Genomic DNA, 14,447 nt, shown 5'->3' with positions numbered 1-14,447 from the left:
TCGGACCGCCCGGGCGCCGCGGAGGTCACCCCTATGGAGCCAGCCGTGCAGCAGTCTCGCGCACCGGAGACGCCGGCCCGGGCTCGCTCGCGTGGCGCCCCCTCCATTGCTGATGTCGCGGCGGTGGCCGGAGTCTCCACGCAAACGGTCTCGCGGGTCTCCACCGGCTACTCCGGCGTTCGGCCCGAGACCCGCGACAAGGTGATGGAGGCAATGCGGCAGGTGGGCTACGTGCCCAACTCGGCGGCCCGGGCCCTCAAGCACGGCACCTTCCGGACCATCGGCATCATCGCCCACCAGCTCGCGCGTACCGGTGAGTCCCGCACCGTCGAGGGCGTGGTCGAAGCAGCCCGGCAAGCAGGCTACGGCGTCACCCTCGCCGACGTGCGCACCCCCACGTCGCACGATGTCAGCGCGGCGGCGGCCGGTCTCGCCTCCATGGCCATCGACGGCGTGGTGATCATCCGGGCGGAGAGCACTGCCCCGGAGACACTCTCCATTCCCTCACATGTGCCGGTGGTCGTCTCGGACTCCCACTTCGTCGGCCACCATCCGGCGGTGGCCACCGATCAGCACGCGGGAACCGTGATGGCGGTGAACCACCTGCTCGACCTGGGACATCGCACCGTGACGCACCTGGCCGGCCCGGAGGACTCCCTGCCGGCGGCCGAGCGCCTCAGCGCGTGGCAGGAAGCCTTGGAAGCCGCCGGGCGGCCGGTTCCGGCGCCCCACCACGGCGACTGGTCGGCGCAATCGGGTTACGAGGTAGGCCAGACCATCGCCGGCTTGGTCCTCTCCGGCCAGACCAGCGCCGTGTTCTGCGCCAACGACCAGATGGCCCTAGGGCTATACCGCGCACTGTACGAGCGCGGCCTGCGCATCCCCGATGACGTCTCCGTGGTGGGCTTCGACGACATTCCCGAATCGGCTCACCTCTGGCCGCCGCTGACGTCGGTGGCCCAGGACTTCCGGCGCATCGGCCAGCGCCTGGTGGACTTGCTCCTCGATCAGATCCGCACCGGTGACCAGCCTGAGGAGCGGGTGCTGCTCCCGGTCGAGCTCATGGTCCGCGCCAGCGTGGGCCCCGCGCCGGATCAGGGCCCCGCGCCGGATCAGGCGCGCGGGCGCCCATAAGCTTCCAGCAGGCGGAGCCACACCTCGCTCATGGTGGGGAAGGCGGGAACGGCGTGCCATAGCCGCGCCACGGGCACCTCCGCCGCGATGGCGATCGCGGCCGACTGGGCCAGCTCGGCGACGTCCTGCCCGACGAAGGTCATCCCCACGATGACGGAGCGCTCCTCATCCACCACCATCCGGGCCGCACCGGTGTAGCCATCGGCGTGGATGGCCGCACCGGCCACGGAGCCGAGGTCGTAGTCGACCACGCGAGTGCGCAGCCCTGCCTCCGCGGCGGCCTCCGCAGTGCGTCCGACCATGGCCACCTGGGGATCAGTGAAGACCACCTGGGTGGCAGCGAGGTGATCGGCGGTGGCGGCGTGCACTCCCCACGGCCCGGCGTCGACCGAGCCGCCGAGGGCCCGGGCCGCGATGGCGTCTCCGGCGGCGCGGGCCTGGTACTTGCCCTGGTGGGTGAGCGGGCTCCGGTGATTGGCATCGCCCGCCGCGTAGAGCCACTCGATCGGTGCGCCGTCATCGAGCACGCGCATCGTTTCGTCGACGGTCAGCCACCCCTCGGGCAGTCCGAGCGTGTCCAGGCCAAGGCCGGGCTGCGGTTCCCGGCCGGTGGCCACCAGGATCTGGGCCGCCTGCAGCGTGCGTCCATCATCGCAGTCGACCTCGCGCATGCCGGCGTGCACACGCACCGCCGTGGCGGAGACTCCGCGCCGGATCTCCACACCGCGCTCCTTCAGCGCCTCCCCCACGAGCTCTCCCGCCATGGGCTCGTAGCCGCCGAGCAGTCCGCTGCGCACCAGCATGGTCACCTGCGAACCGAGGTCAAGGAAGGCGCCTGCCAGTTCACAGGCCACCACGCCTCCGCCGATCACGAGCAGGCTCTCCGGTGCCTCCCGGGCCTCCAGGGCTTCGCGGTTGCTCCACGGCCGAGCCTCACGGAGGCCGGGAAGATCGGGGACGAGTGCGCGGGAGCCGGTGCAGATCGCGACGGCGTGGCGAGCGGTCAGCACGCGTTGGCCACCCTCGGGGGTGGTGACGGTGACTTCGCGGTTCCCACTGACCCGGCCGCGACCACGCAGCAGCTCGATGCCGGCCGAGTCGAGCCAGTCCACCTGAGCCGAGTCGTCCCAGCTGCTGGTGAAGGAGTCGCGGCGCTGGAGGACCGCCGCCCGGTCCAGCTCACCCGTCACCGTCTGCCGGGCACCATCCACGGCCCGCGCAGCGCGCCGGACCTCACCGGGCCGGAGCAAGGCCTTGGACGGAATGCAGGCCCAGTAGGAGCATTCACCGCCGACCAGCCGGTCTTCGATGATGGCCGCGCTCAAGCCTTGCCGGACCACACGATCAGCCAGGTTCTCACCCACAGGGCCGGCACCGATCACGATGACGTCGTAGTCGGCGTTTCCGCCCGCCATCGCGCCACCTCCTCTACCCTGCAAGTCCCGATGTCGTACTCGGACCATACGCTCAGCAACCGACACCCGCACCCGACCGAGGAGCACCATGATCGAGTTTCGCGCGGTGACCAAGAGCTTCGGGGGCACCGAGGCGGTGTCTGGGCTGAGCCTGGTGATTCCCGCTCACCAGGTCACTGTGCTCGTGGGGTCCTCCGGCTCGGGAAAGACCACGCTGCTGCGGATGATCAACCGCATGGTTGATCCGACCTCGGGAACCGTGACGATCGACGGCACGGACGTCCGCGAGCGCAACCCCGTGGAGCTGCGCCGCAGCATTGGCTACGTCATGCAGAACGCCGGGCTCCTCCCCCACCGCCGGGTGCTGGAGAACGTCACCACGGTGCTGCGGCTCAACAAGATCCCCCGCAGCGCGGCCCGCGAGCGCGGCGTGGAGCTGCTGGACACCGTGGGCCTGGATCGCACCCTCGCCGGGCGCTATCCGCGCGAACTCTCCGGGGGTCAGCAACAGCGAGTGGGGGTGGCACGGGCCCTGGCCACCGACCCGAACATCCTGCTGATGGATGAGCCCTTCGGTGCGGTGGATCCGATCGTGCGCACCGAGCTGCAGGACGAGCTCCTCCGCCTGCAGAGCGAGCTGGCCAAGACCATCGTCTTCGTCACCCATGACATCGATGAGGCCTTCCGCCTGGGCGATCAGGTGGTCATCCTGGGCACCGGCGGGCTCATCGCACAGCAGGGCAGCCCGGCCGAGATCCTGGCGGCTCCCGCCTCGGACTTCGTGGCGAGCTTCATCGGGGCGGAGCGGGGCCGCCGCCGCCTGCGCGTGATCGACCAGGACGGCCGCCGGATCGCCGTCGACGACGATGGCCGGCCTGTCGGCGTCATCAGCTGATGAACTGGTTCCTGGCCAACACCGGCCTGGTCGGTGATTTGATGCTCCAGCATGCTCGGCTGAGCGTGATCCCGATCGTGCTCGGACTCGTGCTCGCCATTCCACCCGGAGTGCTCGCCTGGCGTTGGGGATGGGCGCGCGGCCCGGTGCTGGCCGCCTTCGGCCTGCTCTACACGATCCCCTCACTCGCCCTGTTCGTGCTGCTCCCGCCCATCCTGGGCATCAGTTTCCTTTCCGAGCTCAACGTCATCATCGCGATGACCATTTACGCGGTGGCGTTGATGACCCGCTTCGTGACCGATGCCCTGGACGCCGTGGACCCGGCGGCGCGCTCCTCGGCCACCGCGATGGGGTACTCGGGCTGGAGTCGCTTCTGGGCGGTGGAGTTGCCGCTGGCCGGGCCGGTGCTGCTCGCCGGGCTCCGGGTGGTGGCGGTGAGCACCGTGAGCATGGTGACGGTGGGCGTTCTCGTGGGGATCCGCAGCCTCGGCTTCCTCTTCATGGACGGGCTCCAGCGCGGCAATGCCGCCCAGATCGTGACCGGGATCGTGGCCACCGTGGTGGTCGCCCTGTTCTTCGACCTCACCCTCGTGCTGCTCGGCAGGATCCTGCTGCCGTGGAACCGCCGTACCCCGCGCGTGGCCCGCCGCCTGGCCCTGCGCGCTGGAGGTGCGGGATGAACCTCTTCCACGAAGCGTGGCTGTGGCTCACTGCCGAGGAGCAGTGGACCGGTACCGCCACCCTGCTCAGCCGCACCGGCGAGCACCTGCTGTACACGCTCATCGCGCTGGCGATCTCTGCCGTCATCGCCATCCCGCTGGGATACCTGGTGGGGCACACCGGGCGCGGCAAACAACTCACCGTGGCGGTGGCCGGCGCGGGGCGGGCCCTGCCCTCGCTGGGCCTGCTCACGGTGCTCACCCTGATCGTGGGCATCGGCGATGCGCTCATCGCCGCCACGGTGGTCTTCGTGGTGCTCGCCGTGCCCTCGGTGCTCGCCGGCGCCTACTCGGGCGTGGAGAACGTGGACCACGCCGTCACCGACTCCGCCCGCGCGATGGGCATGACGCCCTGGCAAGTCCTGCTGCGGGTCGAGGCCCCACTGGGCCTGCCCCTGCTCATCGGCGGTCTCCGCAGCGCGGCTCTGCAGGTGATCGCCACCGCCGTGCTCGCGGCCTATGTGGGACTTGGCGGGCTCGGGATCTACGTGCAGCGCGGTATCGCGTTGCGCCGCTACGAGGAGATGCTCGGCGGTGCCATCGCGATCGTCATCCTCGCCATCGTCGTCGACGTGTTTTTCGCCATCCTCGCGCGCATCGCCGTGCGCGCGGCCGGACATCAGGGCAAGCTCAGCGCAAGAGCTGCCACGGAAGGAACCCCATGAAGCACTCACGCATCCCCCGCCACGCACGGCTCCTCGCGGTCAGCGGCATCGCCGCGCTGACTCTGGCTGCCTGCGGCACCGGCGACCCGCTCGGAGAACCCGGCGACGACACCGACACCGACACGGAGACCGACGCCGGGGACGACGACGGCGAGGACGATGCCGGGAACGGAGAGGACGCCGGGGACGGTGCCGGCGACGTCGGCACGATCGTGGTCGGCTCCCAGGCGTACTACTCCAACGAGATCATTGCCGAGATCTACGCTCAGGCCCTCGAGGACGCCGGTCACACGGTGGACCGGCAGTTCCAGATCGGTCAGCGTGACGTCTACCTCCAGGCCATGGAGGGCGGCGAGGTGCACCTGCTGCCCGAGTACAGCGGCAACCTGCTGCAGCACTACGACGACGAGACCGAGGCACGCAGCTCGGACGAGGTCGCCGACGCGCTGCCGGAGGTGCTGCCCGATGGGCTCACGGTGCTGGAGTACGCCGAGGCCGAGGACGCCGACTCCTACAACGTGACCACGGATTTCTCCGAGGAGAACGGCATCACCAGCCTCGCTGACCTCGCCGGTTACGACGGGGAGATCATCGTGGGTGGCAACGCCGAGCTGGAGAGCCGCCCCTACGGGCCGGAGGGCCTGGCCGAGTTCTACGGCGTCGAGGTCTCCTTCGTGGCCATCGGCGACAGCGGCGGACCGCTGACCAAGGGCGCGATCCGCGACGGCACGATCACCATGGGCGACATCTACACCGCCGACCCGGACCTGGCCTCGGGTGACTTCGTCACCTTGGACGACCCGGAGAACATGATCCTCGCCCAGAACGTGCTGCCCCTGGTGGATGCGGATCTGGCCGAGGAGATTGCCCTCGTACTCGACCCGATCAGCGCGGTGCTCACCACCGAGGAACTGATCGCGCTCAACGTCCTTAGCGTGGAGGAGGAGGCCAGTTCGTCCGACATCGCGGCAGACTGGCTGAGCGAGCAGGGCTTGCTGGGCGGGTCCTGACCGTCACGCTCCACCCCAGCGCTCGCTGAGACGCAGACTGCCCCCGCCACATCGGCGGGGGCAGTCTGTTTTGCCGTGCGTCAGGCGCGGGCCGCGTAGTCCTCGAGCAGCGCCACGTAGCGCGACTTCTGCTCCTCAGAGGCCCAGGAGGCGTCGAAGGAGTTGCGGGCGAGCTGCACGAACTCCTCCCGGGTGAGGTCCGTACTCTTGGACAGGGCAATGTAGTTCTCGGCCACATAGCCGCCGAAATAGGCCGGGTCGTCGGAGTTGAGCATGACCTTCACTCCGGACCGCAGCAGGGAGACGATGTCGCCGGCTTTGGAGTCGTCGGTGACGAAGCTGTTCGAGATGGGGCAGCAGGTCAGACCGAGACCGCGCTCGCGCACCACGTCGACCAGCGCCGGGTTCTCCACGATGTTGGTGCCGTGGTCGATCCGGTCCACGCCGATGTCCTCGATCACCTGGCGGATGTGCTCGATGGCACCGACCTGATCGATGTCGCAGTGCATGGTGAGCTTCAGGTTCTCGGCGCGAGCCAGCTTGAAGGCCTCGGCGAACTTCGAGGGCGGGTTGTCGCGCTCATCGGAGTCGAGCCCCACGCCGATGAAGTGCTCCTTGTAGGGCAGCGCGGCGGTGAGGGTCCGCAGCGCGTCGTCTGCCGGGAAGTCGCGCAGGAAACACAGGATCAGCTCGGCGTCGATACCGAGCTCTGCGGCATCCCTGGCGGCCCGCGAGTAGCCGAGGATGACCTTCTCGATCGGCACGCCGCGGCTGGTGTGCGCCTGCGGGTCGAAGAAGGCCTCCACACGCACCACGCCGTCCTGCTGAGCGCGACGGAAGTAAGCCATGGCGAGGTCGTAGAAGTCCTGCTCCTCGACCAGCACGTTCATGGCCGGGTAGTACACGGCGAGGAAGCTGGCCAGGGAGTCGAACTGGTAGGTGGCGCGCACCTCCTCGACCGTGGACTGGCCGATGTCGACGCCGTTGCGCTGAGCAAGTTCGAGCTTGAGTTCGGGCTCCAGCGTCCCTTCCAGGTGCAGGTGGAGCTCACACTTGGGCAGGGCGCGCAGGAAATCGGGGGTCACAGTCATGGGGATCCTCAGACGTGGTGGACGGGGCAGCTTCACGCTAGCGGGTGCTCGTGACAGGAGCCGGACCCGTTCATCCAGGAGAGCTACTCGGTCTCGACAGTGACGTCGGAGAGGCGGAACTGGCCAGGGACGTCGATGGTGACGCTGTCCTGGCCGCGGTCGGGCCAGAGCACCGTGATCAGACGGCTGTGGCCAGGCTCCTCGACTCCCGGGGTCAGACGCTCCTCACCCAGCAGCCGCGTCACGACATCGAGCACGGCGTCCTCGGACTCCTCGACACCGTCGGCACTGACCTCATAGGCGAGAGGGAAGATTCGCTCACCGAAGCCCAGAAGCGTCACTTGGGTCGTCCCGAGTTCGACCAGGGAGTTACTGAAGTACCCGCGCCGGGTGGCGTGCCCGCCGCGATACGTCGGATGCGGATTCATCACCTGAATGTCCAAAAGTTCCGGCTCCTCCTCGGTGGCGTAGGCCAGCGAGAAGGTGCCCACCAGTACCTCTCCGCGACGAACCACCGAGACCGGCGTGACGTCCCACCCCTCGACGGTGACGGCCTCCTGGCCAGAGGCTTCCTCGCCCTCGACCTCAGGAGGCCCCTGCCCCTGACTCGCCTCTGCGCTGTCGACACGCTGGCCCTGGAAATGGACCTCGACGCGGCGGTTGGCCGCGCGCCCGTCCTCGCTGGTGTTCCTGGCCCGTGGCTCGGAGTCTCCGCGCCCCTCGGTGACCACATCGAAGCTCTCACCGAGCAGGTCCGCCAGACGCACCCCCACCTCGGCGCCCCGCAACTCGGAGAGCTCCTGATTGCTGTCGTAGGCCTCGGTGGGGCGGTCATCGGTGTGGCCGACGACGAGCACTTCCCCACCGTCGGCAGCGACTTCCACCTCATCGGCGACGCCCTGCAGGGTGGCCTCGGCATCGGATCCCAGCTCGTGCTCCTCAGCATCAAAGAGGAGGTCCGAGGTCAGCGACACGGTGATCTCCCCACCGTCTTCCTCCAGAGTGCTGGCCTCGTCGAAGTCCTCGTACCAGGTCTGCAGGGAGTAGCTCACGGCCTCGTGATCGCGACCGAGTTCGCCGCTGATCTCATCGAAGCTCGCGGCGGCTTCCGTGACCGGGATGCCAGCCACGTATCCCAGGCCCGGAATGAGGAGGTCGATCTGCTCGACGTCCGGGGCGGCATGGAGGGAGCTGCTGCGGTACCCCGCCACGTCGGGTGGGGTGTCGACCTGCGCTGCCCGCTCTCTCTCCTCGCCGAGAACCGGGAAGACCTCCTGGTTCTCGGGGTCGATCAGCCGCAGGCCCTGACCGGTCATGTGCAAGTCGGTGGCCGAGAGCATGTGGAGGAAGGTGATGTCACTGATGTCATCACCGAGGTCGCTACCGTCGGTCGACATGTAGTCCACGATCAGGGCTGCGAGGCCTTCCTCGACCTCCACGGCGTGCACAGCGATCTCCACCTCGGTGTCCAGCAGTGGCCGGGTCACGGTCACTGCTGGACCGGGGGCGGCTTGTGCTGGGTCCTCACGCGTGCCGTTGTCGCCTTCCCCCTCGGCCGGGGTGTCCTGGGGAGCGTCGCCCTCGGCGCTCCCGCCCTCTGTGGGCGCGATCACTGGGCTCTCCGGCTCCGATCCGGTGCAACCCGCCGCCACCGACAACACCATTGCCGCTACCACTGCCACGTGTGTGATGCGCACAGTCCCCCCTTGGGCTCCGTCCCGATCTCGTCCATCTTGCCAGCCGCTCGTCATCAGCCGGGCAGGCCCGATCTGCTCGGAGCACCGCCTGTGTGAGAGGGCACAGACCCGTTCCCCTCGGTAAGGGCAGGCGTTACCATTTCGGCACGTAACTGTTGTTTAATTTGTCCGCATGGTCGTTCCCGTCGGAGTCCCGCCACGCCGAAGGAGTAGTCCTGAGCGTCCAGATCGCCCAGCCTGAGCTGCAGCACACGCAGCAACTCGGCTCACCCGGGCGGCGCCGCACGTGGATCATCCTGACCGCCCTCGCGGTTCTCGCGGCACTGTGTCTGATCAGCGTGATGATCGGATCCGGCAGCATCCCCGCCGCCCGTGTGCTCGCCACACTGACCAGCTGGGCGGCCGGAGAGCTCCCGCCCGGGAGCCGGGACACCACCGAGATCCTGATCCTGGAACGCCGCCTGCCGCGCACTCTGCTGGCAGTGATGGTGGGCGCCGGACTGGGCGCGGCCGGGGTGCTCATGCAGGCCATGACCCGCAACCCGCTGGCCGATCCCGGCCTGCTGGGAGTCAACGCCGGCGCCTACGCCGCGGTGGTTCTCGGCTCCGCCACCATGGGCACCACGGTGGGCACCACGCACGTCTGGCTGGCCGTGGCAGGTGCCCTGATCGTCTCGGTGGCGGTCTATGTCATCGGCACCAGCGGGCAGATGGGCGCCAGCCCGGCCAAGCTCGTGCTCACCGGCGTAGCCATCGGCGCGTTGCTCTCCGGCCTCAGCTTCGCGGTCACCCTGGTCCGCCCGGACGTCTTCGACCGGGTGCGCTTCTGGTCGGCCGGCTCGCTCCAGGGCCGCAGCTTCGACGAGGTCACCGCCGTCCTGCCCTTTCTCGCCGTCGGCTTGGTGCTGGCCGTGGCGCTACCCCGGGCACTGAATGCGCTGGCCCTCGGCGACGACGCCGCAGTAGCGCTGGGCGCCCGACCGGGAGTCACCCGGGTGATCGGCCTGCTCGCCACCACCTTGCTGTGCGGCGCGGCCACCGCCGCTGCCGGGCCACTGTCCTTCATCGGGCTGATGGTGCCCCACGCCCTGCGCATGCTCAACGGGCCGGACCACCGGTGGCTGATCCCGCTGAGCGTGCTGACCGCCCCGATCCTGGTGCTCACAGCGGACATCCTCGGCCGGATGGTGGTCGCCGCAGAGCTGCCCGCCGGCGTGGTCACGGCCTTCCTCGGCGCGCCGGTGCTGGTGTGGCTCACGCGCCGCAAGGCGGTGAAGAGCCTGTGACCGCCACCCGCACCCCACCGGTCCGCACCGCGATCGAGCGACAGCCGGCCTCGGTGTCGCCGGAAGCCCCGCTGTTCCGCCGGGGCGTCATGCCCGTGCGCATAGCAGGGCTGAGCACCCCGATCACCCTACGGGTCCTCCTCGTCACCGGCGCGCTCGCCGTGGCGGCCCTGGCCGTGGCCTGGTGGAACATGATCAGTGGTTCGGCCGCGCTCACCGCGGCCGACGCCCTGGCGGCCCTGCTGGGTCAGACCGACGAGGCCACCGCCCGGATCGTGCTCGAGTGGCGCGCACCGAGGGTGATCTTCACCCTGCTGGGCGGCGCCGCACTCGCGGTGGCCGGAGCGGTCTTCCAGTCCCAGACCCGCAACCCCCTCGGCAGCCCGGACATCATCGGTTTCTCCACCGGCGCCTACACCGGCGCTCTCGTGGTGGCCACCCTGGGATGGACCGGGGTGTGGTTCACGCCCATCGGAGCCGTGGCCGGCGGGCTCGGCACCGGCGTGCTCGTCAACCTGCTGGCCTGGAAGGGCGGGGTCTCCGGACTGCGCATCATCATCGTCGGGATCGGCGTGAGCATCTTCCTGGGCTCGGTCAACACCTACCTCATCACGGTGCTGGACCTGGAGATCGCGATGGCCGTGGCCACCTGGGGCGCCGGGTCGGTGAACACCATCGGCTGGGCCCATGTGCTGCCGCTACTGGTCGCACTGGCGATCACCCTGCCGTTGATGCTTGCCCGGGCGGCCGACATGCGGCTGATGGAGATGGGCGACGATGCCGCCGCGGGCCTGGGGGTCCGCCTGGAACGAGTCCGGCTCGTGCAATTCCTGTGCGGGATCGTGCTGGTGGCCGTGGTGACCGCCGCCGCCGGGCCGATCGCCTTCGTGGCCCTGGTGGCCCCGCAGCTGGCCCTGCGGCTCACCGCCTCGCCCTCGGTCCAGCTCGTGCCGGCCGCGGCGATGGGCGCCCTGCTCCTGACCAGTGCCGATGCCCTCGCCCGAGCAGCCTTCCTCCCGGTGGCACTCCCGGTCGGCGTGATCACCCTCGTGCTGGGGGGCACCTACCTGGTCTGGTTACTGATCAGCCTCAGCCGCTCCCGGAAGGTGCAGTCATGACCGATCCGCAGGTGCCGGGAACCGGCATCGGCACCGAAGCGGGTGAGCACCGGCTCTCCGCGGAGTGCCTCACCGCAGGCTACGACGCCCGCACCGTGCTGGAGGGCCTCGATCTGCACATCCCGGAGGGTTCCTTCACCGTCATCATCGGGCCCAACGCCTGCGGGAAGTCCACCCTGCTGCGCAGCCTGGCGCGACTGATCCGCCCGAAGGGCGGTCAGGTACTCCTCGACGGCTCGGCCATCACGTCTCTGCCCACCAAGCAGCTGGCGCGCACCGTGGGTCTGCTGCCGCAGGGATCGGTGGCCCCGGAGGGCATCACCGTGGCCGATCTGGTCGCCCGTGGGCGCCACCCGCATCAGAGCTTGTTCAAGCGCTGGGGTGTGGAGGACGAAGCGGCCGTGCGGGAAGCGCTGCAGGTCACCGGCACCACGGAGCTGGCCACCCGCGCGGTCGACGAACTCTCCGGCGGCCAGCGGCAGCGGACCTGGATCGCCATGGCCCTGGCGCAGCAGACGCCCATCCTGCTCCTCGATGAGCCCACCACCTACCTGGATATCGCCCACCAGATCGAGGTGCTGGAGTTGTGCACGCAGTTGCGCCATCAGGGCCGGACTCTGGTGGCCGTGCTGCACGACCTCAACCACGCCCTGCGCTACGCCACTCACCTCGTGGCCATGCGCGACGGCGCGATCGTGGACCACGGCTCCCCCGAACGCATCGGCACCGCCGAGCTCGTCGAGGAGGTCTTCGGCGTCGCCGCACGGGTGATCGACGACCCCGAGACCGGCCGGCCGCTGGTGATCCCCAAAGCCTCCCCCGCGCACCTGCGCACCTCCCCCTGACCCCTCGCAGCATCCGCGTGCCTGCAGGCACCACCCCCCAAGGAGTAGAAGTGAAGCGATCCCTCACCACCTTCGCCGCGGTCATGACGGCGTCCGTGCTGGCCCTCGCGGCCTGCAGTGACAGCACCGACGACGCCGGCCAGGACACTGAGGAGCCCACGTCCGAGGACACCACGGAGGACGCCACCGACGATGCCGGGGAGGAGGACGCCGACGCCACGCAGGACGGCGTCCTCGCCACGGTGAACCACAAGTACGGCCCCACCGAGGTTCCCGTCCCCGACGGTGAGCTGCGCGTGGTGGCCCTGGGGTGGTCCGATGCGGAGATCGCCCTGGCCCTCGGCGTGGAGCCGGTGGCCATCCATGACTGGCTCGGCTTCGGCGAGGAGAACCACGGGGTGGGCCCCTGGGCCGTCGACCTCATCGAGGGTGACCCCACGGTCATCCCCCGGGCCGACGCAGACCTGGACTTCGAGCTGATCCAGAGCATGGACCCGGACGTGATCCTGAACGTGAACTCCGGCTACGACGAGGAGGAGTACAACCGCCTCAACGACATCGCCCCCACCATCTCCGGCCCGGAGGACGCCGCGAACTTCAACCCGGGCTGGGAAGCGCAGACCGAGCTGATCGCCGAGGCCCTCGGCCTCAGCGAGGAGGGTGAGGAGCTGGTGGCCCAGACCCAGGAGCTGATCGACCAGACCCGCGCCGACCACCCCGAGTTCGAGGGGCTGACGGCCGTCACCGGTTCGAAGTTCGGCGAGGCCTACGGCCTGCACACCGGTGGTGACATGCGCTGGGACATCATCGAGCTGCTCGGCTTCGAGATGTACGGGCCGGCGGCCGATATCGCCACCCCGGACAACTTCTACGCCGACGTCTCCGAGGAACAGGTCGAGGTCTTCGATGCCGACGTCGCCGTGCTGTTCCCCATCGGCTACACCCGCGAGGAACTGGAGAACGACCCGCTGCTCTCGTCGCTGAGTGTGGTCAGCGAGGGCCGCGCGGTGCTGCTGGAGGCCGAGGAGCCGCTCTCGGCGGCGTTCAGCGCCGGTAACCCGTTGAGTATCGAGGTGGTTCTGGAGGAGCTGCCCCCGCAGCTGGCGGACGCCGTGGAGAACCTGGGCTGATGCAGTCCACCGCCGTGCGCCCGGTCACTCGCGCCTACCGCACCACGGTGGCGCGAGTGGCCCGGCTCTCCCCACACTTCCTGCGGCTCACCGTCACCGGCGAGGAGCTCGAGCACTTCGGCCCTCCCGGCACTGCGGAGTCCCCCGCGTGCTGGGATCAGCGCATCAAGGTGTATCTGCCCCGGGCGGACGGCAGCTACCCCGAGATCGGGCTCTTCGACGACCCGCCGGCACCGATGACGCACTGGTACAACCTGTGGCGCCAGCTTGATGACGCCGAGCGCAACCCGATCCGCACCTACACGGTGCGCGAGGTGCGCAGCGAGGCGCGGGAGGTCGACATCGACTTCGTGGTGCACGTCGAGGCCGATGGCTCCTGCGGCCCGGCGGCCAGCTTCGCTCAGGCGGCCCGGCCGGGGGACGAACTCGTGGTGATCGGCCCCGACCGCCGGGCCGAGGGCCCGGGCGGCGGGATCGACTTCACGCCCGGGTCCGCGCGGGATCTGCTGCTGGCCGGCGATGAGACGGCCGTCCCGGCGATCTGCGGCATCCTCGAATCGCTGCCCGAGCACTATCACGGCGAGGCCTACCTGGAGGTGCCCACCGCGGAGGATGTGTTGGCGGTAGCGTCGCGCTCCAGCGTGCGCATCCACTGGCTTCCGCGCGACGGCGCCGCGCTGGGCGTGCCGCTCGGGGTCGCGGTCGGTGACTGGGGCGAGCGCCGGGCGCAGATCTTCGAGGCCCGGCGTGCGGCCTGGCGCCCGGGCCAGGGCTCGGTGGGTGCACTGACCGGCCCCCCACAGGAGCTGCCCGAGGTGGACGAGGAATCGATCCTCTGGGAGACCTCTACGCCGGAGGGCTTCACCGAGTACGCGTGGCTGGCCGGCGAGGCCGGGGTCATCACCGGCCTGCGCCGTCACCTGGTGCAGCAGGTGGGCTTGAGCCGCAAGCAGGTGTCCTTCATGGGGTACTGGCGCCAGGGTCGCCCCGGCGCGTAGCCAGCCCCGTGCTCTAGGTTTCCCGGGTGGCGGAGCGGATCAGCGCCAGCAGGGCCGCTCCGTAGGCCTCCTCGGCGTCCTCGTGAGTGAACTCCTGCGCCTCGCCCTCCACGTGAGCGGTGACCACGTGGTGCGCGCCCGCGCCCTCGGGCCGGCGTTCCAGCGACCGGAACGCGCCGCGCAGCAGCTCACGCAACTGGTGCTCGCGTGGGAGCCAGAGCGCATCCTCGAGCGCGACGGAGTCCAACGCCCACTCGGTGGTGCCGTTGAATCCGAGCACCGTGCCGGTGGGGAAGTGATGGGCCTCGATCGTCATCTCGCTGACGGTGAAGGTCTCCCCGGCGAAGTCCGGGCCATTGATCTGGAAGCGGTCCCCCGAGGCGGGGGTCCACGTCAGACCGGCCTCGCGGAGTTCGGCGGCAAGTTCCCTGGAGATCATGTCCC

Annotated in this window: 14 protein-coding genes; 10 read left to right on the top strand and 4 right to left on the bottom strand. The window is 69.7% G+C overall.

Annotated features, from left to right (window positions below; genetic code table 11):
* The first annotated feature begins 45 nt into the window (after positions 1-45).
* Entirely contained in the window at positions 46-1,134 is a 1,089-nt protein-coding gene (locus tag EDD31_RS09245) for a LacI family DNA-binding transcriptional regulator (RefSeq protein WP_245991098.1), read from the top strand.
* On the opposite strand, the gene EDD31_RS09240 is transcribed toward EDD31_RS09245, so the two are convergent.
* Positions 1,113-2,549, bottom strand: a complete 1,437-nt coding sequence (locus EDD31_RS09240; protein ID WP_123303890.1) for a dihydrolipoyl dehydrogenase family protein — start codon at positions 2,547-2,549, stop codon at positions 1,113-1,115. The genes EDD31_RS09245 and EDD31_RS09240 overlap by 22 nt on opposite strands.
* A gap of 88 nt (positions 2,550-2,637) precedes the next feature.
* On the opposite strand from EDD31_RS09240, the gene EDD31_RS09235 reads away from it, so the two are divergent.
* From EDD31_RS09235 to EDD31_RS09220, 4 genes are read left to right on the top strand one after another with little or no spacing between them, the layout of a single operon-like run.
* The gene (locus EDD31_RS09235; RefSeq protein ID WP_123303889.1) at positions 2,638-3,444 is read left to right on the top strand and encodes an ABC transporter ATP-binding protein; all 807 of its coding nucleotides are present in this window, start codon (positions 2,638-2,640) and stop codon (positions 3,442-3,444) included.
* On the top strand, positions 3,444-4,124 hold the full coding sequence (locus EDD31_RS09230; RefSeq protein WP_123303888.1) for an ABC transporter permease: 681 nt from the start codon (positions 3,444-3,446) through the stop codon (positions 4,122-4,124). The genes EDD31_RS09235 and EDD31_RS09230 overlap by 1 nt, the downstream gene beginning before the upstream one ends.
* Entirely contained in the window at positions 4,121-4,828 is a 708-nt protein-coding gene (locus EDD31_RS09225) for an ABC transporter permease (RefSeq protein WP_123303887.1), read from the top strand. The genes EDD31_RS09230 and EDD31_RS09225 overlap by 4 nt, the downstream gene beginning before the upstream one ends.
* Positions 4,825-5,838, top strand: coding sequence for an ABC transporter substrate-binding protein (locus EDD31_RS09220; RefSeq protein ID WP_123303886.1), 1,014 nt, complete (start codon positions 4,825-4,827; stop codon positions 5,836-5,838). Before EDD31_RS09225 ends, EDD31_RS09220 begins: the two co-directional genes overlap by 4 nt.
* Before the next feature lie 80 nt (positions 5,839-5,918).
* Here EDD31_RS09220 and add read toward each other — a convergent pair whose 3' ends face one another.
* On the bottom strand, positions 5,919-6,935 hold the full coding sequence (gene add, locus EDD31_RS09215; RefSeq protein WP_483964267.1) for an adenosine deaminase: 1,017 nt from the start codon (positions 6,933-6,935) through the stop codon (positions 5,919-5,921).
* Positions 6,936-7,012: 77 nt separating this feature from the next.
* Positions 7,013-8,626 (bottom strand): OmpA family protein, encoded by a 1,614-nt coding sequence (locus EDD31_RS09210; RefSeq protein WP_170163261.1) that lies wholly within the window; start codon positions 8,624-8,626, stop codon positions 7,013-7,015.
* Between the two features lie 164 nt (positions 8,627-8,790).
* Between EDD31_RS09210 and EDD31_RS09205 the strand changes: the two genes are divergently transcribed.
* Genes EDD31_RS09205 through EDD31_RS09185 form a run of 5 tightly spaced genes read left to right on the top strand, consistent with a single transcriptional unit; the run spans position 8,791 to position 14,003 of the window.
* Positions 8,791-9,912 carry a FecCD family ABC transporter permease gene (locus EDD31_RS09205; protein ID WP_245991095.1) on the top strand — a complete coding sequence of 374 codons (1,122 nt, stop codon included), beginning with the start codon at positions 8,791-8,793 and terminating at the stop codon, positions 9,910-9,912.
* The gene (locus tag EDD31_RS09200; RefSeq protein ID WP_245991093.1) at positions 9,909-11,030 is read left to right on the top strand and encodes a FecCD family ABC transporter permease; all 1,122 of its coding nucleotides are present in this window, start codon (positions 9,909-9,911) and stop codon (positions 11,028-11,030) included. The genes EDD31_RS09205 and EDD31_RS09200 overlap by 4 nt, the downstream gene beginning before the upstream one ends.
* Positions 11,027-11,875: an ABC transporter ATP-binding protein gene (locus EDD31_RS09195; protein ID WP_123303883.1), complete on the top strand. Its 849-nt coding sequence runs from the start codon at positions 11,027-11,029 to the stop codon at positions 11,873-11,875. The genes EDD31_RS09200 and EDD31_RS09195 overlap by 4 nt, the downstream gene beginning before the upstream one ends.
* 50 nt (positions 11,876-11,925) lie before the next feature.
* Positions 11,926-13,005 carry an iron-siderophore ABC transporter substrate-binding protein gene (locus EDD31_RS09190; RefSeq protein WP_123303882.1) on the top strand — a complete coding sequence of 360 codons (1,080 nt, stop codon included), beginning with the start codon at positions 11,926-11,928 and terminating at the stop codon, positions 13,003-13,005.
* Positions 13,005-14,003: a siderophore-interacting protein gene (locus EDD31_RS09185; RefSeq protein ID WP_123303881.1), complete on the top strand. Its 999-nt coding sequence runs from the start codon at positions 13,005-13,007 to the stop codon at positions 14,001-14,003. The genes EDD31_RS09190 and EDD31_RS09185 overlap by 1 nt, the downstream gene beginning before the upstream one ends.
* Positions 14,004-14,016: 13 nt before the next feature.
* On the opposite strand, the gene EDD31_RS09180 is transcribed toward EDD31_RS09185, so the two are convergent.
* The gene (locus EDD31_RS09180; protein WP_123303880.1) at positions 14,017-14,442 is read right to left on the bottom strand and encodes a hypothetical protein; all 426 of its coding nucleotides are present in this window, start codon (positions 14,440-14,442) and stop codon (positions 14,017-14,019) included.
* Between the last annotated feature and the right edge of the window lie 5 nt (positions 14,443-14,447).

It is taken from the genome of Bogoriella caseilytica, from assembly GCF_003752405.1.
Lineage (GTDB): Bacteria > Actinomycetota > Actinomycetes > Actinomycetales > Actinomycetaceae > Allobogoriella > Allobogoriella caseilytica.
Note: the sequence above shows the minus strand (reverse complement) of the source record. Positions and strands in the feature narration are given on the sequence as shown.

Coding starts and splice junctions, on each gene's coding strand:
- EDD31_RS09220 (WP_123303886.1), top strand. CDS start 4,825: ATGAAGCACTCACGCATCCCCCGCCACGCACGGCTCCTCGCGGTCAGC.
- EDD31_RS09195 (WP_123303883.1), top strand. CDS start 11,027: ATGACCGATCCGCAGGTGCCGGGAACCGGCATCGGCACCGAAGCGGGT.
- EDD31_RS09230 (WP_123303888.1), top strand. CDS start 3,444: ATGAACTGGTTCCTGGCCAACACCGGCCTGGTCGGTGATTTGATGCTC.
- EDD31_RS09240 (WP_123303890.1), bottom strand. CDS start 2,549: ATGGCGGGCGGAAACGCCGACTACGACGTCATCGTGATCGGTGCCGGC.
- EDD31_RS09225 (WP_123303887.1), top strand. CDS start 4,121: ATGAACCTCTTCCACGAAGCGTGGCTGTGGCTCACTGCCGAGGAGCAG.
- EDD31_RS09180 (WP_123303880.1), bottom strand. CDS start 14,442: ATGATCTCCAGGGAACTTGCCGCCGAACTCCGCGAGGCCGGTCTGACG.
- EDD31_RS09185 (WP_123303881.1), top strand. CDS start 13,005: ATGCAGTCCACCGCCGTGCGCCCGGTCACTCGCGCCTACCGCACCACG.
- EDD31_RS09235 (WP_123303889.1), top strand. CDS start 2,638: ATGATCGAGTTTCGCGCGGTGACCAAGAGCTTCGGGGGCACCGAGGCG.